The following is a 21,638-nucleotide window of genomic DNA, read 5'->3' on the forward strand; positions in this document are numbered from 1 at the left end:
CTCGGAGCCCGGCATGACCGAACTCAACTTCTCCACTGACGAAACCCGCGTAAGCTACGGCATTGGCCGTCAATTGGGCGACCAGTTGCGTGACAACCCTCCGCCTGGTGTCAGCCTTGATGCAGTGATTGCCGGCATTCGCGACGCATTCGCCGGTGTGGCCAGCCAGGTCAGCCCAGAGGCGCTGAATGCCAGTTTCGCGGTGATTCGCGAGCGCATGCAGGCAGAGGCTCAGCAGAAGGCCGAAGCGGCCGCTGCTGAAGGTCGCGCCTTCCTCGTCGAAAATGCCAAGCGCGAAGGCGTGGTTGTGCTGCAGTCGGGCCTGCAGTACGAAGTGCTGACTACCGGTGATGGCGCCAAGCCGTCCCGCGAGGATAGTGTACGTACGCATTACCACGGCACGCTGATCGACGGCAGTGTGTTCGACAGTTCCTATCAGCGCGGCCAGCCAGCCGAGTTTCCGGTTGGCGGTGTAATTGCGGGTTGGACCGAGGCACTCCAGCTGATGAACGCCGGCAGTAAGTGGCGGCTGTATGTGCCGAGCGAATTGGCCTACGGCGCCCAGGGCGTAGGCAGCATCCCGCCGCACAGCACGCTGGTGTTCGACGTCGAGTTGCTGGACGTGCTCTAAAAGGGCAGCAGGCTTCAAGCCACGCCTGAAGCCTGAAAGCGCCTCAAGGCCGCAGCGCCCGGGCATAGCTGAAGAGGAACAGATTGCGGATCTGTTCCTTCAGCACGCAGGGCTCGTTCGTGCTCAGCTCCTGCAGGTCGAGGTCACCTTGCTCGCGCAACTCTTCCAGCGCCTCGCCTTCTAGTGAAACACACACCGCGCCGGTGTTGCGGTCGAGTATGCGCAGGTAGGGCTGCGGTCGGTCCAGCCAAGCATCTATCAAGTAAGTCATGCGGCATCTCCAATTGATTCTCGTAATGAGAATAATTGTTATTTACAAAGATGCAAGCGCAAAAGACCTATTCTGCCCGGCGGGTAAAGAGGGCTGGTGATTAAGCGATCGTGGGTGGCGTTTGGCTGCTGCGCCCTGCACGGCGCAGCATCGGAGGTTCTTGGTGGTCAGTGTGTGCGAGCTACGGCAAAGCGGCACAGCTCGACCAGGGCGTCGCGATACTGGTTGGCGGGAATGACTTCTAGGCAGGCAATGGCGCGTTCGGCATAGTCGCGCGCAAGCTTTGCGGTGTAATCCAATGCGCCTGATGCCTCAACAGCGGCACGAATACTCTCGAGGTCTTCCAGGCCGCCTTTCTGGATGGCTTTGCGCACCAGTGCAGCCTGTTCAGTCGTACCTTCGCGCATGGTATAGATCAGCGGGAGCGTGGGCTTGCCTTCGGCAAGGTCGTCACCGACATTCTTGCCAAGGGTTTCCGCGTCACCCTGGTAGTCGAGCAGATCGTCGACCAGCTGGAAGGCGATGCCAAGGTGATCGCCAAAGGTGCGCAACGCTTCACGCTGCTCCTCATTGGCGCCGGCCAGTGTCGCCGCGCTGTGGGTCGAGGCTTCGAAGAGCATGGCAGTCTTGCCGCGGATGACTTCCATGTAGATTTCTTCGGTGGTGCTGGCGTCACGAACCTTCGACAGTTGCAGCACTTCGCCTTCGGCGATGACTCTGGTTGCCTGGGAGATGATGCGCATCACCGGCATGGAGTCCAGTTCCACCATCATTTCGAACGAGCGTGCATATAGAAAGTCACCAACCAGCACGCTAGGGGCGTTACCCCACAAGGCATTAGCAGTGGAGCGGCCGCGGCGCATGCCTGACATGTCGACGACATCGTCATGCAGCAGCGTGGAGGTGTGCAGGAATTCGATGATGGCGGCCAGTAGGCGCAGTTGATCGCCCTGATGCCCGAGCGCACTGCCACTGAGCAGCACCAGTAGAGGGCGCAGGCGCTTGCCCCCGGCCGAGGTGATGTAGTCCCCGATCTTTTCCACTAGAGGAACGCGCGAAGTCAGTTGCTTGCGGATGATGCCGTCGACAGCGGCAAAATCGTCCGCCACAACTTGATAGAAAGGCTGGGGTTGCATCGGGGACTCCTCGCAGATTGCGCGGCATGCTAGGGGGCGGGTCTAGTACTGTCAAGGCAACTCCAGTTGGCTATTGCGCGGGGTGTATCGCATGCGTACAATCGCGGACCCTGAACTTCCCCCTGGGCATTTCCCTGCCTTACGCAATTGCACGGGCGTCAACTTCCGGCCCCATGCAGCCATGCCAGCCACTAACCATTATTTCTAAGCGCTGGGTGAGCAGGATCAACGGAGATACACAGATGTACGCAGTTATCGTAACCGGCGGCAAGCAATACAAGGTTGCCGAAGGCGAATACCTCAAGATTGAAAAACTCGAAGTTGCGACTGGCGAAGCTGTCACTTTTGACCGCGTTCTGCTGATCGGCAACGGCGAAGATGTGAAAATCGGCGCTCCGGTGGTCGATGGTGCCAAGGTTACTGCTGAAGTGATCGCCCAAGGTCGTCACGACAAAGTCACCATCATCAAGTTCCGCCGTCGTAAGCACCACATGAAGCGTCAGGGCCACCGTCAGTGGTTCACTGAGGTCAAAATCACCGGTATTCAGGGCTAATTAGGGCCTGAATCCCCTTATAGGAGTATTGAACTCATGGCACACAAAAAAGCTGGCGGTTCTACCCGCAACGGTCGCGACTCAGAAGCCAAACGCCTTGGCGTGAAGATGTACGGCGGCCAGGCCATCAAGGCCGGTAACATCATCGTGCGTCAGCGCGGCACCCAGTTCCATGCCGGTTACGGCGTTGGTATGGGCAAGGATCACACCCTGTTCGCGAAAGTCGAAGGCGTGATCAAATTCGAAGTGAAGGGCGCTTTTGGCCGTCGCTACGTGAGCGTCGTCGCAGCCTAACTGCGCCGTTGCTGGAAAAGCCCTGTCATGCGACGGGGCTTTTTTGTTTCTGTATCCTGTGAGGCTCTTGCAAAGAACTGCTCGGTGCTCAATCAGTTTTCGCTGGGTTTTTTTGCAAGACCCTTATGTTTCTTGTTACTTAAGCCCGTCCTGCGACGGGAGGCGTTCCCATGAAATTCGTCGATGAAGTATCGATTTTTGTAAAGGCCGGCGACGGCGGCAACGGCATGATGAGTTTTCGTCGTGAAAAGTTCATCGAAAAAGGTGGTCCCAACGGTGGTGATGGTGGCGACGGCGGCTCGGTGTATTTGGTGGCTGACGAGAACCTCAATACGCTGGTGGACTACCGTTATACCCGTCGCTTCAATGCGCAGAACGGGCAGAAGGGTGGCAGTACCGATTGCACGGGTGCCAAGGGCGAGGATCTTGTCCTGCCGGTGCCGGTTGGTACCACCATCATTGATGCGGCTACCCAGGAGATCATGGGTGATCTGACCAAGGCCGGGCAGCGTCTGCTGGTGGCTCAGGGTGGCTGGCACGGGTTGGGTAATACTCGATTCAAGTCCAGTACCAATCGGGCACCAAGGCAGACCACGCCGGGCAAGCCGGGTGATGCTCGTGACCTCAAGCTGGAATTGAAGGTCCTCGCTGATGTTGGTCTGCTGGGCCTGCCGAATGCCGGCAAGAGTACCTTTATTCGTTCGGTGTCGGCGGCCAAGCCGAAGGTTGCCGATTATCCGTTTACTACGCTGGTGCCGAATCTGGGTGTGGTCAGCGTTGGGCGCTACAAGAGCTTCGTGATCGCCGACATTCCGGGGCTCATCGAGGGTGCGGCCGAGGGTGCGGGCCTGGGTATTCGCTTTCTCAAGCACCTGGCGCGTACTCGGCTGTTGCTGCATCTGGTGGACATGGCGCCGCTGGATGGCGGTGATCCGGCTGACGCTGCGGAAGTCATCCTGCACGAGCTGGAGAAGTTCAGTCCCGCACTGACTCAGCGTGATCGCTGGCTAGTGCTGAACAAGGCGGATCAGTTGCTCGAGGATGAGCGCGAGGAGCGCGTGCGGCATGTTGTCGAGCGCCTGGATTGGAAGGGTCCGGTGTTCGTCATTTCTGCACTGGAGAGCGAGGGTACTGAGGCGCTGAGTCAGGCAATCATGCGCTATCTGGACGAGCGCGCTGTGCGTATTGCTGAAGAGCCAGCCTATGCCGAGGCGTTGGCTGAGCTCGATCAGCAGATCGAAGATGAGGCGCGCGCCCGGTTGCAGGAGCTCGACGATCAGCGCGCGCTGCGTCGTGCTGGCGTCAAGGCGGCCGATGAGGTCGAGGATGACGACTTCGACGACGATGATGATGACGAAGGTGGCGCTGAGATCATCTACGTACGCTAGCCGAATGCCGGGCCCTAACGGTCCGGTTCAGGCAACTGATGGCTGGCTCGTGCGCAGCCTGATCTGGAAATGTTTTGGCCGTATAGAAGGCGGGAGCGATGCGGGACAAGGTGAGCGGTGCGCGGCGCTGGGTGGTGAAGATCGGCAGTGCGCTGCTGACCGCCGACGGTCGCGGGCTTGATCAGGCGGCGATGGCCGTTTGGGTTGATCAGATGGTTGCGTTGCGCGAGGCGGGTGTCGAGCTTGTGCTCGTCTCGTCAGGCGCGGTTGCGGCAGGTATGAGTCGTCTCGGCTGGACTTCCCGGCCCAAGGCGGTGCATGAGCTGCAGGCCGCTGCCGCTGTTGGGCAGATGGGGCTGATTCGCGCCTGGGAGTCGAGCTTTGCTCGCTGCGATCAGCAGACGGCGCAAATTCTGGTTACCCATGACGACCTGTCGGACCGCAAGCGCTACCTCAATGCGCGTAGCACCCTGCGCACATTGATTGATCTCGGTGTGGTGCCGGTTATCAACGAAAACGACACCGTCGTTACCGATGAGATTCGCTTTGGCGACAACGATACGCTCGCAGCCCTGGTTGCCAATCTCGTCGAGGCTGATCTGTTAGTCATCCTCACTGATCGGGATGGCATGTTCGATGCCGATCCTCGTATCAATCCTGATGCCAATCTCATTAGTGAGGCGCGGGCCGATGATCCTGCGCTCGATGCGGTGGCCGGCGGTACAGGCGGGGCGCTGGGGCGTGGTGGTATGCAGACCAAGTTGCGCGCAGCGCGTCTGGCTGCTCGGTCTGGTGCGCATACGGTGATCGTGGGTGGGCGCATTGAGCAGGTGCTGGCGCGCCTCAAAACGGGCGAGCGCCTGGGTACGCTGCTGGCGCCGGAGTGCAGTCGACATGCGGCGCGCAAGCAGTGGCTTGCGGGACACCTGCAGACCCGTGGCACGCTGACGCTGGACGACGGTGCCGTGCATGCATTGCGTAAGGGGAATCGTAGTCTGTTGCCGGTTGGGGTGAGGGCTGTGCAGGGGGCGTTTCGGCGTGGTGAGATGGTGATCTGTGTTGGGCCGCAGGGTTCGGAGATTGCTCGCGGCTTGGTTAACTACAGTGCAGCCGAGGCGCAGCGCATTCTCGGGCGGCCGTCGGACGAAATCGAGAAGCTGCTCGGCTATGTCGATGAGCCGGAGCTGATCCATCGCGACAACATGATTCTGGTTTGAGGTGATGATGCGTCTTGCAGCTCTGATATTGGCGCTTGGCCTTGCGATGCCACAGTTCGCACTTGCCGAGCGGATCGGTGAGGTGGATACCGTATTCAAGTGGCTCGGGCCTAATCATCGGATCGTTGTCGAGGCTTTCGATGATCCTTTGGTCGATGGCGTAACGTGCTATCTGTCTCGCGGAAAGACTGGCGGTATCAAGGGTGGTCTGGGGCTTGCCGAAGATCGGGCTGAGGCGTCCATCGCCTGTCGGCAGGTCGGGCCGATCCGTATTAACGGTAAGCTCAAGGATGGTGATGTGGTGTTCAAGGAGCGCACTTCGCTGGTGTTCAAGACCATGCAGGTGGTGCGCTTCTTCGACGAGTCGCGCAATACGCTGGTCTATCTCGTCTACAGTGACCGGGTCATCGAAGGTAGCCCACAAAATGCAGTTACGGCTATTCCGATTCTGCCTTGGTCGGTCGCGCCGTAACCTGAACGCTTTGCCTGCGATGGTGGTGGGTAAAAACGAGGCATAAAAAAACCGGCGCTAGGCCGGTTTTTTTCAAGAACCTGCAGTTAGGCTGCAGCAGCTTCGCCGAGGGCCTTGATGTGGCCGTTCAGGCGGCTCTTGTGACGAGCAGCTTTGTTCTTGTGGATGATGCCTTTGTCGGCCATGCGGTCAATGACCGGCACGGCAGCAGTGTAGGCTGTGCGAGCCTTGTCCAGGTCTTTGGCATCAATGGCCTTGACCACATTCTTGATGTAGGTACGAACCATGGAGCGCAAGCTGGCATTGTGGCTGCGACGCTTCTCAGCCTGAATTGCGCGTTTTTTGGCGGAAGGGCTGTTGGCCACCGTCGAACTCCTCGAAAACTTGGGGGATTGCAAAGCAAATAAGGCCGCGAATCATGCCGACGCGAGGGGCGCTTGTCAAGTCTGGTCGAATGGCTTGAGAAGCTGGTCGGACAGAAGGGGGGCGGCTAAACTCGCCGCCTCTTTTCGTGTCGTAACTGGCCATCGATCCGGCCGGCGCCAGGCGCACGGTCGATCAATCTCGCTGCAATTCTAGGAAGACAAATGTCCGAAAAAACCGGCAAGGGCGGATTGTTGCGTTCCAGCGCCGTGGTCAGTGTCATGACCCTGCTGTCGCGCGTGCTGGGTATGGTACGCGATATGGTCGTCGCCAGCTACTTCGGTTCGGGAGCTGCCGCCGACGCCTTCTTCATTGCGTTCAAGATTCCCAACTTTTTGCGCCGACTGTTCGCCGAGGGTGCCTTCGCCCAAGCCTTTGTGCCGGTGCTATCGGAGTATCGCGCCAAGCGCACGCTGGCTGACGTCAAGCTGTTGGTGGACCGCACCGCCGGCATGCTCGGGCTCATTCTGGCCGGGCTGACCGCGTTGGGTGTGCTGTTTGCGCCCTATGTGGTGATGGTCTTCGCTCCGGGCTTTCATGACGATCCGGCGAAGATGCAGCTGGCTGGCGAGCTGCTACGTATTACCTTCCCCTATTTGATGCTGATTTCCCTGACGGCGTTTACGTCCGGTGTGCTCAATAGCTACGGGCATTTTGCGGTGCCAGGCTTCACGCCTGTACTGCTCAATGTGTGCATGATCGCGTCGGCGTTGTTTCTTACGCCCTATTTCGATCAGCCGATCATGGCGCTGGCTTGGGGCGTGTTCATTGCCGGTTTCGCCCAGTTGGCCTTTCAGCTTCCGTACGTGGCCAAGCTGGGCTTGCTGCCTAGGCCGAGGGTCAAGAGGGGCGATGAAGGCGTGCGGCGCATCATGCTATTGATGGTGCCGGCGCTGTTCGGGGTGTCGGTAAGTCAGATCAATCTGTTGCTCGATACGGTGCTGGCATCGTTTCTCCAGACCGGCAGCGTGTCCTGGCTGTACTACGCCGATCGGCTGTCCGAGTTGCCATTGGGCGCATTCGGTATCGCCATAGGCACGGTGATCTTGCCGAGCCTGTCGCGGCAGCACGCCGGGGAAGACCCGAAGGCTTTTTCCGCGACACTCGATTGGGCATTGCGCATGGTGTTGCTGGTCGGTGTTCCCGCTGCGCTGGCGCTGGGCATCCTCGCCGAGCCAATGATCGCCAGCCTTTTCTATTACGGCGCCATGAGTGAGGAGGCGGTGGTGCAGTCGGCCAGAGCGCTGCAGGCCTATTCGCTAGGGGTGCTGGCGTTCATGCTGATCAAGGTGCTGGCACCGGGTTTCTTCGCGCGGCAAGACCTGAAGACGCCGGTACGGGTCGCGGTTATCTGCATGGTTGCGAACATGGTGATGAATCTGATTCTGATCTGGCCGCTCCAGCATGTCGGGCTGGCGCTCGCGACGTCGTTGTCTTCGATGCTCAATGCCGTGCTGCTGTTCTGGGGGTTGTACAAGGTTGGCGTTTATCGTCCTGCGCCTGGGTGGTGGCCGTTCGGGCTTCGTCTGGCGGCTGCTTGCGCCGCAATGGTGGCGGTGGTGTGGTGGCTCAATGTCCCGGCGCAGGAGTGGTTCGCCTGGGATTGGCAGCAGAGGGCGCTACGACTGGGCGTGCTGGTTTGCGCTGGGCTTGCGGCATTTGCCGGCGGGCTGTTGGTGACGGGGTTGCGGCCTCGGCATTTGCGGCATTGATCGACGGCTCGCGGCCGCTGCAAACCTGTCCGGGACGCTCGGCACATGCGTATAATCGGCCACTTTTCAAGCAAGAAGTGCGGTATGCAGCTGGTTCGAGGTCTTCACAATCTGCGACCCCGGCATCGGGGTTGCGTCGCCACCATCGGCAATTTCGACGGCGTGCACCGGGGGCATCAGGCTATCCTGGCACGGCTGCGTGAGCGTGCGGCCGAACTGGGGCTGCCTAGCTGCGTGGTGATCTTCGAGCCGCAACCGCGCGAGTTCTTCTCACCAGACAAGGCGCCCGCACGTCTCACTCGGCTACGTGAGAAACTGCAGTTGCTGAGCGAGCAGGGTGTTGATCTGGTGTTGTGCCTGGCCTTCAATCGTCGGCTGCGGGAGCTGAGTGCGGCCGAGTTCGTTCACGTCACCTTGGTGGAGGGATTGGGGGTGCAGCATTTGGAAGTCGGTGACGATTTCCGTTTTGGCTGTGATCGTGCTGGCGATTTCGACTTTCTGCTAAAGGCCGGTGCTGCTGAAGGTTTTACCGTAGAAGCCGCGACCACCATTGAGGTGGACGGTGAGCGGGTCAGCAGCACGCGGCTGCGTCAGGTGCTGGCGGATGGCGACTTGGTTTGCGCTGAGGCGTTGCTGGGAAGGCCGTTCGGCATCACTGGCCGAGTCATGCATGGGCAGAAACTTGGTCGGCAGCTCGGCGCGCCGACTGCCAATGTGCAGCTCAAGCGCCGCAATACGCCACTTAGCGGCGTGTTCTTTGTCACTCTCGAGCTCAGTGGCAAGTCGCTGGCTGGCGTGGCCAACATCGGCATGCGGCCGTCGGTCGAGAGTGACGGCAAGCCTCATCTGGAGGTGCATCTGCTTGACTATCAGGGCGACCTTTACGGCCAGGTAGTGCATGTGACCTTCCATCGCAAGCTGCGCGACGAGCAGCGCTTTGCCTCGCTGGAGGCGCTTAAAACGGCGATTGATGCGGATATCGCCGCAGCCCGCGATTACTGGCGGGCTTCAACCCTTATCACGAGTCAGGACTGAAATGACCGATTACAAAGCGACCCTCAATCTGCCGTCCACGGCATTTCCGATGAAGGCCGGTCTGCCACAGCGCGAGCCGGAGATTCTGCAGCGCTGGAACAGCATTGACCTGTACCGGAAGCTGCGGCAGATCGGCGAAGGTCGCCCGAAATTCGTCCTGCATGATGGTCCGCCGTATGCCAACGGCAGCATTCATATCGGTCACGCGCTGAACAAGATTCTCAAGGACATCATCACCCGCTCCAAGACCATCGCCGGATTCGATGCGCCTTATGTACCAGGCTGGGACTGCCATGGGCTGCCGATCGAGCACAAGGTTGAAACCACCTTTGGCAAGAATCAGCCGGCCGACCTGACCCGTGAGCGCTGCCGCACCTACGCGGCCGAGCAGGTCGAGGAGCAGAAGGGCAACTTCATCCGCCTTGGCGTGCTGGGCGAGTGGGACAACCCCTACCTGACCATGAACTTCGCCAACGAAGCCGGGGAAATCCGCGCCCTGGCCGAGATCGTCAAGAAGGGCTTCGTGTTCAAGGGCCTGAAGCCGGTCAACTTCTGCTTTGATTGCGGCTCGGCCCTGGCCGAGGCGGAGGTTGAGTACCAGGACAAGAAGTCCGAAGCCATCGACGTCGCCTTCCCCGTCGAAGACGCCGACAAGCTGGCCGCCGCGTTCGGCCTGGCCAGCCTGAGCAAGCCGACCAGCATCGTCATCTGGACCACCACGCCCTGGACCATCCCGGCCAACCAGGCGCTGAACGTGCACCCGGAGTTCAACTACGCGCTGGTTGATGTCGGTGATCGCCTGCTGTTGCTGGCCGAAGAAATGGTCGAGAGCAGCCTGCAACGCTACGGCCTGCAAGGCGAGGTCGTCGCCACTGCGGCGGGCGCGGCGCTGGAGCTGATCAACTTCCGTCACCCGTTCTACGAGCGCCTGTCGCCGCTGTACCTGGCCGACTACGTCGAACTGGGCGCCGGCACCGGCGTGGTGCACTCCGCGCCCGCCTATGGTGAGGACGACTTCTACAGTTGCAAGCGCTACGGCATGAGCAACGACGACATCCTCAACCCCGTGCAGAGCAACGGCGTGTACGTCGATTCGCTACCGTTCTTCGGCGGCCAGTTCATCTGGAAGGCCAACCCGGCCATCGTCGCCAAGCTCGAAGAAGTCGGTGCGCTGCTCAAGCACGAGACGATCAGCCACAGTTACATGCACTGCTGGCGCCACAAGACGCCGCTGATCTACCGCGCCACCGCGCAGTGGTTCATCGGTATGGATAAGCAGCCGAACGAGGGCAATACCCTGCGTGAGCGCTCGCTGGCGGCCATTGAAGAAACCCAGTTCGTGCCGGCCTGGGGCCAGGCGCGTCTGCACAGCATGATCGCCGGTCGCCCTGACTGGTGCATCTCGCGGCAGCGCAACTGGGGCGTGCCGATCCCGTTCTTCACCCACAAGGAAACCGGTGAGCTACACCCGCGCACCGCCGAGCTGATGGAGCAGGTGGCACAGCGCGTCGAGCAGGAAGGCATCGAAGCCTGGTTCAAGCTCGACCCCGCCGAGCTGCTGGGTGACGAAGCCAGCCAGTATGACAAAAGCCGCGATACTCTGGATGTCTGGTTCGACTCGGGCACCACCCACTGGCACGTGCTGCGCGGCTCCCATGCCGAGCTGGCGCACCCGAACGGCCCGGCTGCCGACCTCTATCTGGAAGGCTCCGACCAACACCGCGGCTGGTTCCACTCGTCCTTGCTGACCGGCTGCGCCATTGACGGCCACGCGCCCTACAAGGAACTGCTGACCCACGGTTTCACCGTCGACGAGCAGGGCCGCAAGCAGTCCAAGTCTCTAGGTAACGTGGTTGCACCGCAGAAGGTCATCGACAGCCTGGGCGCCGATATTTTGCGCCTGTGGGTTGCCTCCACCGATTATTCGGGTGAGATGGCCGTCTCCGACCAGATCCTGCAGCGCAGCGCCGATGCTTACCGACGCATCCGCAACACTGCACGCTTCCTGCTCTCCAACCTCAGTGGCTTCGATCCAGCGCAGCATCTGCTGGCCCCCGAAGACATGCTGGCCCTGGACCGTTGGGCAATGGACCGCGCCCTGCTGCTGCAGCGCGAGATCGAAGAGGCCTACACCAGCTACCGCTTCTGGAACGTCTACCAGAAGGTGCACAACTTCTGCGTGCAGGAGCTGGGCGGCTTCTACCTCGACATCATCAAGGATCGTCAGTACACCACCGGTGCCGACAGCCTGCCGCGTCGCTCCTGCCAGACCGCGCTGTATCACATCGCAGAAGCGCTAGTGCGCTGGATTGCACCGATTCTGGCCTTCACCGCCGAGGAAATCTGGCAGTACCTGCCGGGCGAGCGCAACGAGTCGGTGATGCTCAACACCTGGTACACCGGCCTGACCGAGCTGCCACAAGACGCCGAGCTGGACCGCGCGTTCTGGGACAAGGTCATGGCGGTCAAGGCCGCAGTGAACAAGGAACTGGAAAACCAGCGTGCGGCCAAGACCATTGGCGGCAACCTGCAGGCGGAAGTCACCCTGTATGCCGAAGATGCACTGGCCGCTGAGTTGGCCAAGCTGGGCAACGAGCTGCGCTTCGTGCTGATCACCTCTGCCGTCGACATCTCACCGCTGGCTCAAGCGCCCGCCGAGGCCGTGGAAAGCGAACTGGCAGGCCTCAAACTGGTGGTTAAAAAGACCGAACACAGTAAGTGCGGGCGTTGCTGGCATCACCTCCCAGATGTTGGCACTCATACCGAGCATCCGGAGATCTGCGGCCGCTGCATCGAGAATATGGAAGGTCCTGGTGAGGTCCGCCATTATGCGTGACCCTGTGCTTACTGCCGTAAGGTGGGCTTCAGCCCACAATTACGACGTGGCCTTGCGCTTCGGCGGGGCAAAGGCCACGACCACCTTGCCGCGCGGTGTTCTAGCGGAGGCATCGGCATGAGTGCGCGTTTCGGCAGGCTCGCCTGGCTGTGGCTCAGTGTATTGGTGATCGCCTTCGATCAGGCTACCAAACACTACTTCGAGGCCAATTTCAGCCTGTATCAGAAGGTTGACGTGATCCCCGGCTACTTCGCCTGGACGCTGGCCTACAACACGGGTGCGGCGTTCAGCTTCCTGGCTGATCACGGTGGGTGGCAGCGCTGGCTGTTTGCAGTGATCGCAATCGGCGTAAGCGCTGTGCTGGTGGTTTGGCTCAAGCGTCTGAAGCCGAGCGAAACCTGGCTGGCAGTCGCGCTGGCACTGGTTCTGGGCGGTGCCATTGGCAATCTGTACGACCGCGTGGTTCTGGGCCATGTGGTCGATTTCATTCTGGTGCATTGGCAGAGTCGCTGGTATTTCCCCGCGTTCAATATCGCCGATAGCGCCATTACCGTCGGCGCCGTGATGCTGGCGCTTGATATGTTCAAGGGCAACAAGACCGGAGAAGCCGCACATGACTGAACAGCGCATTGGGCCGGACCAGGAAGTCACCCTGCATTTCGCGCTTGGCCTGGAAACGGGTGAGCTGGTCGACAGCACGTTCGACAAGAAGCCTGCCACCTTCAAGGTTGGCGACGGCAATTTGCTACCGGGCTTCGAGCAGCAACTCTACGGGCTCAAGGCAGGTGACAAGCGCACTCTGCAGATTGCGCCGGAGCAGGGCTTCGGTCAGGTCAACCCGCAGAACGTACAGGTCATGCCACGCAGTCAGTTCGCCGGAATGGAGCTTTCCGAAGGGCTGATGGTCAGTTTTCAGGATGCTGCGCGTACCGAGCTGCCGGGTGTGGTGAAGGCGTTCGACGATAGTCAGGTCACCGTCGATTTCAACCATCCATTGGCTGGCAAGACCCTTACCTTCGAAGTCGAGATCATCGACGTCAAACCCGCCTAGTTCGGCTGTAGGCCAGCGAATACCGCTGGCCTTTGGGCGCTATCTGCGCTGTAGCCTGTATCGCGTTACACTCCTTCGTCTTCAAGTTTCCGCGTGCCGAGACCCATCATGCAAATCAAACTCGCCAATCCCCGCGGCTTCTGCGCTGGCGTCGATCGCGCCATCGAGATCGTCAATCGAGCCCTCGAAGTGTTCGGTCCGCCGATCTATGTACGACATGAAGTGGTGCACAACAAGTTCGTGGTGGAGGACCTGCGCGCGCGCGGGGCGATCTTCGTCGAAGAGCTGGATCAGGTGCCGGACGACGTAATCGTCATCTTCAGTGCCCACGGCGTTTCCCAGGCTGTGCGGCTCGAAGCGGAGAAGCGCGGATTGAAGGTCTTCGATGCCACCTGTCCGCTGGTGACCAAGGTGCATCTGGAAGTCGCCAAGTACAGCCGTGATGGGCGCGAATGTATCCTCATCGGGCATCAGGGCCACCCGGAAGTTGAAGGCACCATGGGGCAATACGATTCGCGCAACGGCGGCTCGATCTACCTGGTGGAGGACGAGGAGGATGTCGCGCAGCTGCAGGTACGCAACCCTGAGGCATTGGCTTTCGTTACTCAAACGACGCTGTCGATGGACGACACCAGTCGTGTCATTGACGCGCTTCGTAGCAAGTTTCCAAGCATCGGCGGCCCCCGTAAGGATGACATCTGCTACGCCACCCAGAATCGCCAGGATGCGGTCAAGCAGCTGGCTGACGAGTGCGATGTAGTGCTGGTCGTTGGTAGCCCTAACAGCTCCAACTCGAATCGCCTGCGCGAGCTTGCGGAGCGGATGAGTACACCCGCTTATCTCATAGACGGTGCCGAAGACCTCAAGCGTGAATGGTTCGAGAACATCGAGCGCATCGGCATCACCGCCGGTGCGTCAGCCCCAGAGGTGCTGGTGCGCGGGGTGATCGAGCGGCTCAAAGAGTGGGGAGCCAGTGGGATGGACGAGCTGGAAGGGCGACCGGAGAACGTGACGTTCTCCATGCCGAAGGAGTTGAGGGTGAGGGCTGTTTAAAGTCCGTTAACCAAAAAGCCCGGCATAGCCGGGCTTTTTGATTTTTCGCTTCTCTGCTAACGCTTCCAGCATTGCGCTGTAGTCATTCCTTCTTTTTGCCCTTTAGCGCCGGTATTGGAGATGGTCAAGGTTCCGCACTTGTCGTCTGCCATGCTTCCGGTAGGCACAGCTTCGAGAACGTACGTCGATGCTTCGGGGTTGCCTTCAGCGAAGTCGAGATCGTAGGCCTTGGGGCCGCCATCTTTGGGGGCCTGAGTGAACGGCAGGTCAGGGGCGTCGCCATCGCCATCGACATAGCGGCCATTTGCGGTGTAGTACCGCTCCATGAAGTGCCCAAGCCCCATGAGTGCCGTTTGCGCATCAGCACGCTTGGCGCTACGAACGTACTCCTGATAACTCGGATAAGCGATGGCGGCAATGATGCCGATGATCGCGACCACGATCATTAGCTCGATCAGCGTGAAGCCGCGGCTCAGGCTCCGATTAGGTCTGGACAGTTTCAAAGGTTATCCCTCACTTCATGCCAGGACAGGCGATTAGAGTCATTGTTGTCTCCCATGACCTCGATGCAGACCGGGGTCACGCCGTCTGAGCTAGTGCTGGCTGCCGAGCTTGCGTAACAAAGGTACCGCTTTCCGCTTTTCTGATCATTCAGCCCAATGGTGCCCTTTACTGCGCCCTCGTCCGGGTCGGCCACGCCACTGACTGGTACCTTGGTGCCGTCGTCGAGTTCAATGTAGTCATTTTCGTCTATCTTCCCGTCTCCGTTGTAATCGAAATAGGAGTAGGCGAGACGGCTACCGGTGGCTAGGTCGAGGCTCATGATCCAGCTTGTTCCGCCTGCATCGCAGGGGTCCGCTGAGGGGATCAGGGTGCTGAAGGTGACCCTGTTGCCGCCCAGCTGAGCCTGGGAAATGACGCGCTCTCCCTTAGGGCCAGGGCCTTTATTCGACTCCTTCCACTGCAGGTCCAGATACCAGCCGAGGTGGCTGTCTTGAAGCGTGTTCTGGCTGACTGCGCGGGCGCTCAGGTCACCACCCGTGACTTCCTTCAGGATTTCCTGTTCCAACAATCTGCTTCGGCCATCGATCGGCGACCCGCTGTCGATAATGCCGTAGAAGGATTGGACCTGCGGAGATTCGGGGATTTCGTTATCCGTGACCTGATAGAAACTACCCGTGCCGAATACCAGCATGACCTTACGGTCCTTTGTGTAAGCCGCATCCAGAGGGGCTGTAATGGGCTGACGGTCCCCGCTGCTGTCCTTTGCGATGAACAAGGGTGCAATGCTGCCGCCGGCCTTCAAGCTGGCAGGAGCGTCCCATTCACCAATGGTTGTGCTGTTAGTGTCCAGTCGCCAAACATTGCCGTTGGTGTCAGCGACATAGATGCGATCGACGACGCGGTCGTTGTCCAGATCGACGGCCAACGGAGATCCCAGATCGCCGCTGTTTGGTAGCTCGAAGCGCTTCAAGACGCTACCGTCGGCGGCGTCGAGAATCCATACATAGCCGCTTGTCGTGCTGGTGGGACGGTCGTAGCCGCTAGTGACCACTACGCCAAATTTGCCGTTATAGAGTGGAACCAGGCTGGGTCGTCCAAGGGTGTAGCCCATTTCTGGATGGGTAAACTCCCAGAGAACGCTGCTTGCGGACATATCACTAGGGTTGGAAATGTCCAGAGCAAAGATACTTCTGCCACCTGCGCCGGACGAGCCGACCGCCAACGTTTTCCATGCATTATCGACCCAGGCGTCGCCTATACGTGGCGTACCGTCGACATAGTAACGATGTGAATAGGTTGGCTCGGTCAGCTGATACAGGTCGTCGATTAGATCGTTCGGTACGTAGGCGAAAAGCTCCGTTCCTCCGGCGTTGTCCAGGCTAGCGTTAAAGCCATGCAGCATCCCGTCATTCGCACCAACCACTACGACTGGTGGACGGTTCTGGTATGTGTCGGATGCTCGGAAGGCGGTGTAGGCGCTTTTTGCAGCAGCAGTAAAGCCTGCGGTTTCGGGAAGTTGCGAGTAACCGAAGTTTGGCTTATGCACATACTGCGGATCCGAGTTCGCGATATCGCCAAGACGGCTACCACGCTGCCTGAAGGGGTTGTTAGGCGCTGCGTCGGTGCGCTCCATGCTGCGGTCGCCGCGAATGAAGGCCAGTCGGTTTTGACCAACCTGGTCGGTCGTCAGTGATCCCCCTGCAGTCATCCTAAGTGCATCTTGCTGAGTCGAACTCAGCTGCCCCCAGAGGAAAGTACGCCCTGTAGTAGACCTGAGCGCTCCTGTCGTGGTGTCGTCGGTTGGCGGTGTGGAGGTCAGAATCGTACGATCGGCCATTTGAGCATTTGTCAGTGCGTCGAGCTTCTGCGCGGCCTTCCAGCTAGGGGTAGCGCTGACCTTACCGTCGGTGGCCACAGCCTTCGCCAATAAGTCACCACTCCAGTTTGCGCTGTCTAGCATCGACTGAAAAACCGCGGTGTCCGTTTCGAGCTTGGTGGAGTTAGTCGAAAGTGCGGCAGTGGTGCTACGCACATCATTTGCAATCTTGGCAAATGCAGTTTTTAAACTCTCGATCATTCGGGTTGCGTCACTCGCAACATAGAAGTTGTCAGGACGCTTATCTTTTGTCGTAAGTGTTTCACCATTGGTCCACCACCAAGACTCATTGATGGCGTCGCCGAACTTATAGTCATCGGGGACCTGAAAACCGCCGTATTTTGCGGCGAGCCAGTATTGGTTTCTCGCTTTTTCAAAAAGTTGTTCGTTTTCCCTGACGTCGACCCAGTGAGTTGAAATCGTCTGCTTTCCTGCACGGTCTTCACGCAAGTCGGTGGTGTTGGCGTAATACGCTAGACCAGCAATATGTGCTGAGTTGCCTCGGCCGGTGAATTCGCTCGATGCGTTCTTAATGATACCTTCTAGATCAAAAACTTTTTGAGTGAATTCTTGTACCTTTAGTGGGTCGCCTGTTACTGGCACATCTCGGTCTTCGTGGGTGTTAACGTCGCCGATTCCAAGGATTACGTTTTTTTGGCAAGAATACTGGATCGGGTCTGCCCAGTTGGTGATTACCGGAAACTTGTCTCGTTGTGACTCGTCAGTGATATTTGAATAAGCTGCAACGTCCCCGAGGTTGCGGAAATACCGAAGCGCGGCATAGTACAGTTCGCTTACAGGGTCGTTGGACTTGTGACGGTTGGTGAGCTCGCCAAATTTATTTATGTAATTAATTACCCCGCTATTTCCTATGCTGTCGCTTTGAGGGTTTACATAGAAAATGCCGGTCTCTTCTGACCACTCTTTAAGTTCGTTCGGCAATTCGTTCGGTGTTCCCGGTTGGCGCTTTGTTTGGCCTACGTAGCCCTGAGGGGCCCGCATTACGCCGCCATTACGTGTGTTGCCGTTCTCATTGAGATAACTAAATACGCTGTAGCGAATGTCCTTTGAATATTGCTGAATCAAGCCCTCCGGTTTCCAAAGGTTTTCTCCGTATTTAGTGCAATTGCTTTCTAGGAGCCCTTTTTTACAAACTTCTACCCTTACAGTGAAGTGCTTGGTTACTGTCTTTTTATCGCTCCCAGTGTAGGTGAAGCGTACTGTTTTGTTTTTCTGAAAGTCATTGCTGCCGCTGGTGACGGAGCTGGTGAGCGAAACACTGCCGAATGGTGTTGTTTTATTGGCATTTGTCGCATCAATCGAGCGGTTCCCGAAGTAATTGCTGCTATTCCCTCGAGTGGCTTTCTCGAGAATAGTCATCGAAGTGGTGTCAACCACCCGATAGCCACCAGTCAGGGCTTTGCGAAATGGATCGATTGTCTGAGTGGTCGCCCAATTCAGATAGTTGCCGCTCCATTTTGCGCTGCTGTTCCCGGAACAATCACGCGCGCTATTCATTTCCGATACGGGAGTGAAGTAACCACCGCCGTTAGCTGTAGAAATAGTTCCGAAAAAAACGTGGTTAAACTCTTCCTCGATAAAGTTATAGCATTTTCCGGAGTCGAAATAACCGGTGTAGATGGAGGTGTTATTGTAATTGCCAAGATTAGCCACGCTGATCACGGTCGGGTGTTCCACCGAAGGCACCAGTGCAAGGTTGCCCGGCACGTTACCGCCACCGAGCAGCAGCGGCGTTTGTGACACATCTGCCACAGCCTGACTGGCGCTGAGGGTCCAGAGTAATGTAAGGCCTGCAACTATCAGCGGGCGTAGCTTGGCGCGAAATCCGTTTGTGGGCATGTCGCAATTGTTGAGCGGCATCATGTCACTCCTCTACGAAATACAGGGACCGAAGGGTGACCTTCGAATCCGGGCTAGCACCGGTGCCGGTCGCTTCGATGCGTACTAGAACGAAGTCAAGAATCAGCGACTCCCCCGCTGCGAGCGAGTCGCCCCCTGCGGTCGTAGGGTTGACCATGTTCTGCATGTCGAGTGGTCCGGGGTGGGGAAGCCGGGTGATGGTGTAGGTGGGTTTGGTGTAAACATCTCCGGTAAACCCAGAGAACTCAAAAGGGTCTTCGTTTGCTGCCGGGACCTGTTCATCAACGGGATATAGGCTGTCGTTTACTAGGTTGGCGTAGTCAACTTTTACTTCTTGTTCGGCAAAACGCAGTGCCGCTTCGGCGGCCTGGAAGGCCAAGCTGTGGTCACGCATGTTTCCAGCCATGCGTTCTTGCAGGTTGGTGTCGCGCATAGCTGCAGCCCCGATGATGGTCAGCAGTAAGAGCATAATGAGCGAAACCAAGAGAACAGCGCCGCGTTGTTTCGAAGGGCCGAAAGATCCTCTATTCATGGCAGACGATTCCGAATGGCAACAGTGGCGGTATATACCTGAGCAACGCGGTTATTTTTGATTATCACGGTGCCGTCGTCTTTATATAGCGCATATTCATCGTCTCGGTCGATGCCGGCGATGGCGGGAAAGATAAATGTCTGGGGCTCGTCAAGAACATTTATTTCGGGGCTGACTGCGAGTACGGATATCCGAGCCGATACAACTTTGTTCCAGTCGCCAACACCACTTGAGGTTAGGTTATCTTCTCCCGCTTTTACATACTCGTCTGCCAGACGGTCACCGTTTTTATCGATGCCGTAGGTAACTTGCATGTCAATGATTCCTTCGACTAGCTCTTCAGTTGCCGGAGTTGGGCTTAGCACCCTGCGCCATAGTGAAGGAAGACGACCGTCATTGTTGCGGATAAAATATGTATGGCTGCGTAGAATGTGTGCAGTGAACTTTCCGTTATAGGTTTGACTCATTCCGCTCGCGTTACTTGTTGTAAGCTTGGATTCTGTTCCATTGTTGGTGTTCTGAAATATGTCACAGCCAGTTGAATTTGCTACTAATACTATTTGGCCGTCGTAGGCACCAGTTTCACCCTTAACTTTGAGATCTGTGGGGTTGGCGGAGTTGCTTCCGTCAGTCTCGAACTCTATTCCGTCACCGGCGTATTTCACAATAAAAGAGTCGGTGTCAGCACGTACTGGATCTGAAGCGGTGAAAAAAACCGGCTTGCTATTATCCCAACCTTGAATTGCGGGGGTCGTGCTGTAAGCGTTTTTTTGATCAGTTGTAGCTGAGGAGAGGTCAAGCTGGTTGAACGGATCGCTCAAGCATTCACCTTTATAACCTGCCTGCCGAACGTCAAAGGCGATGAATTCCGTAGCAAATCGGCCAGCCTCCTGCACTCGAGCTACCGCCGTGTTAGTGCGGTACATGTCCTTGCTGGACAAAAAGACCTGAAGAACGCCGCCCAGCAAAATCAGGCTGATCAGCATGGCGACCATTAACTCGATGAGCGAAAGGCCCATCTGTCGATTGCAAGGGGCTGTTTTCATAGTTGGGTCCGGTAAACAAAGGTTTCTCGATCGTTATCCTTGGCCTCGTCGATGCGACCGCGGTTGTCATTCCACTCGATGGAAATGGTGAACAGGCGACCGTCTCGTACGACGCTGCCGCGGGCATCGGCAGATAGCAGGCAGGAAAGGGAATTCAGCCATTCGGCGACATCCCGCTTTGCAAGGGTTCCACTCGGTTCAAGATCCGGTTCGCAGGCTTGGTTCTGAATGGCAATGTCATAAACACCGTTGAGCGCATCGGCGCGGTTGGCGCGCATACGGTCGATGATGTCGTAAGCCAGCACCGTAGCCTGGGATCGGTAATAAGCGCTCTGGTTGCTCTGCAGGGCGGTCATTTGCATGCTCGCCAGCCCTAGCAGCCCCACAGACAAGATCAGCATGGCGACAAGTACCTCAATGAGGGTCGCGCCTCGCTGGTAATTGGTCATCTTTAAACCATGTTTCATGGGCACGTCCCTTTTGTGCTCGTGACTCGTCCGGTCGCCGTGAGGGTAACCGTGTGCTGCGTTTTGCCGGAGCAGTTGGCAAATGCCACAGTGAAAGTCGTGTGGGCAGCGTCGTTTACCTTGGTCAGCAAACCGTTTGGCCGGTAGGTGAGTGTCTCGTTGGGCCCAGTAACGGTGTCCTGGCCGCTGACTGCTTCCCAGACACGCAGCACGTCACCACCGTTTACCTTCACCAGCCAGCCATTGCCCCAGTCAGCGGCATTCGCGCAGACCTCTCCGTCGCGCCGGCAGATGTCCACCTTGGCTCCGCGCTTGACGGCTTCGGAGCGTGCGAACTGCAACGCAGTGGTCAGGTCATTGGTAATGGTCTGTGTTCGATTGCTTTGGATCGTGCCTTGAAACGAGGGCACGGCGAATGCCAGCAGAATGGCCAGAATCGCCAGCGTCACTATCAGCTCGATAAGGGTGAAGCCTCGGGAATACCGCATGGTTTTTCTCGATTTTAGGGTTATTGAATCATCCCGATTTGCCGCTTCGCTTCCCATTCTCCCCGGACGTCCGGTCAGTTTCGACGGCCGTGCGGCATGTCAGGTGCAGCGGTCATCGGCAGAGAGTGATTCAAGTTTCACTCTGCCTGTGATGTTGATCACAACCTTCTTCAGGGCGGTGTCTTCTCGGCACAGAATGAAGGAGCCGTTGAGACTGTGGGTGGTGCCGTTGGGTTTGAAGGTCAAGTGCGGTTGCTTTCTGAAGTTTCTCCAGTTCCAATGGTAGTTAGTTGCCACCGTCGAGACCCGTATCGGCGTGTCCTTATCATCAAGTGTCCCGTTTCCATTGATGTCATCGAATACGGATAGCGGACCGCTCCACTTCGCGTGGCCGCTACAAGCAGTTTCTCCTGCGCAGATGCTCACCGGTCGCCGTGTGGTAATTGCCCTGGTTCGTGCGAAATGGATATCCGCAACGAGCTTATTGACCTGCGTTCGTTCTCGAACTGAATCAATAGCTGATGCGAAGGTTGGTAACGCCACGATGAGCACAATTGAGAGCACTGCAAGCGTCGTCAGTAACTCTATAAGCGTGAAGCCTTGATTTCGGTTCGCCATAGTGCGGTTCCTTTGCACGTATGATGCTCAGCCGTCCTGGCTGCTGTTTGTGTATTGGCGTTTGCGAGATACACAGGCGCTCTTTTTAAAGCAGCCTGCCCGTCAGTCCAAGCGAGGACGGGCAGAAATGTGAACCAGATGGTTGGAGAGGCG

Annotated in this window: 22 protein-coding genes; 12 read left to right on the top strand and 10 right to left on the bottom strand. The window is 58.0% G+C overall.

Going from position 1 to position 21,638, the window contains the following annotated elements:
• Positions 1–13: 13 nt before the first annotated feature.
• On the top strand, positions 14–631 hold the full coding sequence (locus CXK91_RS04500; protein WP_003281583.1) for an FKBP-type peptidyl-prolyl cis-trans isomerase: 618 nt from the start codon (positions 14–16) through the stop codon (positions 629–631).
• Positions 632–674: 43 nt separating this feature from the next.
• Here CXK91_RS04500 and CXK91_RS04505 read toward each other — a convergent pair whose 3' ends face one another.
• On the bottom strand, positions 675–902 hold the full coding sequence (locus tag CXK91_RS04505) for a hypothetical protein (RefSeq protein WP_003281581.1): 228 nt from the start codon (positions 900–902) through the stop codon (positions 675–677).
• Between the two features lie 167 nt (positions 903–1,069).
• Positions 1,070–2,038, bottom strand: coding sequence for a polyprenyl synthetase family protein (locus tag CXK91_RS04510; RefSeq protein ID WP_003281578.1), 969 nt, complete (start codon positions 2,036–2,038; stop codon positions 1,070–1,072).
• Positions 2,039–2,280: 242 nt separating this feature from the next.
• Between CXK91_RS04510 and rplU the strand changes: the two genes are divergently transcribed.
• The 5 genes from rplU (at position 2,281) to CXK91_RS04535 (ending at position 5,963) form a co-directional block, all read left to right on the top strand.
• Positions 2,281–2,592: a 50S ribosomal protein L21 gene (gene rplU / locus CXK91_RS04515; protein WP_003281576.1), complete on the top strand. Its 312-nt coding sequence runs from the start codon at positions 2,281–2,283 to the stop codon at positions 2,590–2,592.
• A 36-nt stretch (positions 2,593–2,628) separates the two neighbouring features.
• On the top strand, positions 2,629–2,886 hold the full coding sequence (gene rpmA, locus CXK91_RS04520; RefSeq protein WP_003281574.1) for a 50S ribosomal protein L27: 258 nt from the start codon (positions 2,629–2,631) through the stop codon (positions 2,884–2,886).
• A gap of 170 nt (positions 2,887–3,056) precedes the next feature.
• The gene (gene cgtA, locus CXK91_RS04525; protein WP_103455147.1) at positions 3,057–4,274 is read left to right on the top strand and encodes an Obg family GTPase CgtA; all 1,218 of its coding nucleotides are present in this window, start codon (positions 3,057–3,059) and stop codon (positions 4,272–4,274) included.
• A 98-nt stretch (positions 4,275–4,372) separates the two neighbouring features.
• Entirely contained in the window at positions 4,373–5,491 is a 1,119-nt protein-coding gene (gene proB / locus CXK91_RS04530) for a glutamate 5-kinase (RefSeq protein WP_103455148.1), read from the top strand.
• A 7-nt stretch (positions 5,492–5,498) separates the two neighbouring features.
• Positions 5,499–5,963: a CreA family protein gene (locus CXK91_RS04535; RefSeq protein WP_103455524.1), complete on the top strand. Its 465-nt coding sequence runs from the start codon at positions 5,499–5,501 to the stop codon at positions 5,961–5,963.
• A gap of 86 nt (positions 5,964–6,049) precedes the next feature.
• Here the strand turns inward: CXK91_RS04535 and rpsT are convergent, their stop codons facing one another.
• Positions 6,050–6,328, bottom strand: a complete 279-nt coding sequence (rpsT, locus tag CXK91_RS04540) for a 30S ribosomal protein S20 (RefSeq protein ID WP_003281567.1) — start codon at positions 6,326–6,328, stop codon at positions 6,050–6,052.
• A 222-nt stretch (positions 6,329–6,550) separates the two neighbouring features.
• Here rpsT and murJ point away from each other — a divergent pair, with 222 nt between their 5' ends.
• The 6 genes from murJ (at position 6,551) to ispH (ending at position 14,073) form a co-directional block, all read left to right on the top strand.
• A complete protein-coding gene (murJ, locus tag CXK91_RS04545; protein WP_103455149.1) occupies positions 6,551–8,098 on the top strand; it encodes a murein biosynthesis integral membrane protein MurJ in 1,548 nt (515 codons plus the stop codon).
• A gap of 84 nt (positions 8,099–8,182) precedes the next feature.
• Positions 8,183–9,133: a bifunctional riboflavin kinase/FAD synthetase gene (ribF, locus tag CXK91_RS04550; RefSeq protein WP_103455150.1), complete on the top strand. Its 951-nt coding sequence runs from the start codon at positions 8,183–8,185 to the stop codon at positions 9,131–9,133.
• Between the two features lies 1 nt (position 9,134).
• Complete coding sequence (gene ileS / locus CXK91_RS04555) at positions 9,135–11,969, top strand: isoleucine--tRNA ligase (RefSeq protein WP_103455151.1); 2,835 nt, start codon at positions 9,135–9,137, stop codon at positions 11,967–11,969.
• A 117-nt stretch (positions 11,970–12,086) separates the two neighbouring features.
• Complete coding sequence (gene lspA, locus CXK91_RS04560; RefSeq protein ID WP_103455152.1) at positions 12,087–12,590, top strand: signal peptidase II; 504 nt, start codon at positions 12,087–12,089, stop codon at positions 12,588–12,590.
• Positions 12,583–13,020 (top strand): FKBP-type peptidyl-prolyl cis-trans isomerase, encoded by a 438-nt coding sequence (locus CXK91_RS04565; protein WP_103455153.1) that lies wholly within the window; start codon positions 12,583–12,585, stop codon positions 13,018–13,020. Before lspA ends, CXK91_RS04565 begins: the two co-directional genes overlap by 8 nt.
• Before the next feature lie 108 nt (positions 13,021–13,128).
• Complete coding sequence (gene ispH, locus CXK91_RS04570) at positions 13,129–14,073, top strand: 4-hydroxy-3-methylbut-2-enyl diphosphate reductase (RefSeq protein WP_103455154.1); 945 nt, start codon at positions 13,129–13,131, stop codon at positions 14,071–14,073.
• A gap of 56 nt (positions 14,074–14,129) precedes the next feature.
• Here ispH and CXK91_RS04575 read toward each other — a convergent pair whose 3' ends face one another.
• The 7 genes from CXK91_RS04575 to CXK91_RS04605 form a co-directional block, all read right to left on the bottom strand.
• On the bottom strand, positions 14,130–14,576 hold the full coding sequence (locus CXK91_RS04575; protein WP_103455155.1) for a type IV pilin protein: 447 nt from the start codon (positions 14,574–14,576) through the stop codon (positions 14,130–14,132).
• On the bottom strand, positions 14,573–18,337 hold the full coding sequence (locus tag CXK91_RS22870; RefSeq protein WP_256055736.1) for a pilus assembly protein: 3,765 nt from the start codon (positions 18,335–18,337) through the stop codon (positions 14,573–14,575). Before CXK91_RS22870 ends, CXK91_RS04575 begins: the two co-directional genes overlap by 4 nt.
• A gap of 1 nt (position 18,338) precedes the next feature.
• Positions 18,339–18,866 carry a pilus assembly PilX family protein gene (locus CXK91_RS04585; RefSeq protein ID WP_103455156.1) on the bottom strand — a complete coding sequence of 176 codons (528 nt, stop codon included), beginning with the start codon at positions 18,864–18,866 and terminating at the stop codon, positions 18,339–18,341.
• Entirely contained in the window at positions 18,863–19,912 is a 1,050-nt protein-coding gene (locus CXK91_RS04590) for a PilW family protein (RefSeq protein ID WP_103455157.1), read from the bottom strand. Before CXK91_RS04590 ends, CXK91_RS04585 begins: the two co-directional genes overlap by 4 nt.
• The gene (pilV, locus tag CXK91_RS04595) at positions 19,909–20,379 is read right to left on the bottom strand and encodes a type IV pilus modification protein PilV (RefSeq protein WP_103455158.1); all 471 of its coding nucleotides are present in this window, start codon (positions 20,377–20,379) and stop codon (positions 19,909–19,911) included. The genes CXK91_RS04590 and pilV overlap by 4 nt, the downstream gene beginning before the upstream one ends.
• Positions 20,376–20,867 (bottom strand): GspH/FimT family pseudopilin, encoded by a 492-nt coding sequence (locus CXK91_RS04600; RefSeq protein ID WP_103455159.1) that lies wholly within the window; start codon positions 20,865–20,867, stop codon positions 20,376–20,378. Before CXK91_RS04600 ends, pilV begins: the two co-directional genes overlap by 4 nt.
• 99 nt (positions 20,868–20,966) lie before the next feature.
• Positions 20,967–21,485, bottom strand: a complete 519-nt coding sequence (locus tag CXK91_RS04605; RefSeq protein ID WP_181003913.1) for a GspH/FimT family pseudopilin — start codon at positions 21,483–21,485, stop codon at positions 20,967–20,969.
• Positions 21,486–21,638: the final 153 nt, after the last annotated feature.

It is taken from the genome of Stutzerimonas stutzeri (assembly GCF_002909485.1).
In the GTDB taxonomy this organism is placed as follows: domain Bacteria; phylum Pseudomonadota; class Gammaproteobacteria; order Pseudomonadales; family Pseudomonadaceae; genus Stutzerimonas; species Stutzerimonas stutzeri_AH.

Excerpts from the sequence above, each read along its gene's own strand:
- rpmA (WP_003281574.1), top strand. The coding sequence starts at position 2,629 with ATGGCACACAAAAAAGCTGGCGGTTCTACCCGCAACGGTCGCGACTCA.
- CXK91_RS22870 (WP_256055736.1), bottom strand. The coding sequence starts at position 18,337 with ATGATGCCGCTCAACAATTGCGACATGCCCACAAACGGATTTCGCGCC.
- murJ (WP_103455149.1), top strand. The coding sequence starts at position 6,551 with ATGTCCGAAAAAACCGGCAAGGGCGGATTGTTGCGTTCCAGCGCCGTG.
- CXK91_RS04590 (WP_103455157.1), bottom strand. The coding sequence starts at position 19,912 with ATGAAAACAGCCCCTTGCAATCGACAGATGGGCCTTTCGCTCATCGAG.
- rplU (WP_003281576.1), top strand. The coding sequence starts at position 2,281 with ATGTACGCAGTTATCGTAACCGGCGGCAAGCAATACAAGGTTGCCGAA.
- proB (WP_103455148.1), top strand. The coding sequence starts at position 4,373 with ATGCGGGACAAGGTGAGCGGTGCGCGGCGCTGGGTGGTGAAGATCGGC.
- CXK91_RS04600 (WP_103455159.1), bottom strand. The coding sequence starts at position 20,867 with ATGCGGTATTCCCGAGGCTTCACCCTTATCGAGCTGATAGTGACGCTG.
- ileS (WP_103455151.1), top strand. The coding sequence starts at position 9,135 with ATGACCGATTACAAAGCGACCCTCAATCTGCCGTCCACGGCATTTCCG.
- ribF (WP_103455150.1), top strand. The coding sequence starts at position 8,183 with ATGCAGCTGGTTCGAGGTCTTCACAATCTGCGACCCCGGCATCGGGGT.
- CXK91_RS04510 (WP_003281578.1), bottom strand. The coding sequence starts at position 2,038 with ATGCAACCCCAGCCTTTCTATCAAGTTGTGGCGGACGATTTTGCCGCT.
- pilV (WP_103455158.1), bottom strand. The coding sequence starts at position 20,379 with ATGAAACATGGTTTAAAGATGACCAATTACCAGCGAGGCGCGACCCTC.
- CXK91_RS04565 (WP_103455153.1), top strand. The coding sequence starts at position 12,583 with ATGACTGAACAGCGCATTGGGCCGGACCAGGAAGTCACCCTGCATTTC.
- cgtA (WP_103455147.1), top strand. The coding sequence starts at position 3,057 with ATGAAATTCGTCGATGAAGTATCGATTTTTGTAAAGGCCGGCGACGGC.
- CXK91_RS04585 (WP_103455156.1), bottom strand. The coding sequence starts at position 18,866 with ATGAATAGAGGATCTTTCGGCCCTTCGAAACAACGCGGCGCTGTTCTC.
- CXK91_RS04505 (WP_003281581.1), bottom strand. The coding sequence starts at position 902 with ATGACTTACTTGATAGATGCTTGGCTGGACCGACCGCAGCCCTACCTG.
- CXK91_RS04535 (WP_103455524.1), top strand. The coding sequence starts at position 5,499 with ATGCGTCTTGCAGCTCTGATATTGGCGCTTGGCCTTGCGATGCCACAG.
- ispH (WP_103455154.1), top strand. The coding sequence starts at position 13,129 with ATGCAAATCAAACTCGCCAATCCCCGCGGCTTCTGCGCTGGCGTCGAT.
- CXK91_RS04500 (WP_003281583.1), top strand. The coding sequence starts at position 14 with ATGACCGAACTCAACTTCTCCACTGACGAAACCCGCGTAAGCTACGGC.
- CXK91_RS04605 (WP_181003913.1), bottom strand. The coding sequence starts at position 21,485 with ATGGCGAACCGAAATCAAGGCTTCACGCTTATAGAGTTACTGACGACG.
- lspA (WP_103455152.1), top strand. The coding sequence starts at position 12,087 with ATGAGTGCGCGTTTCGGCAGGCTCGCCTGGCTGTGGCTCAGTGTATTG.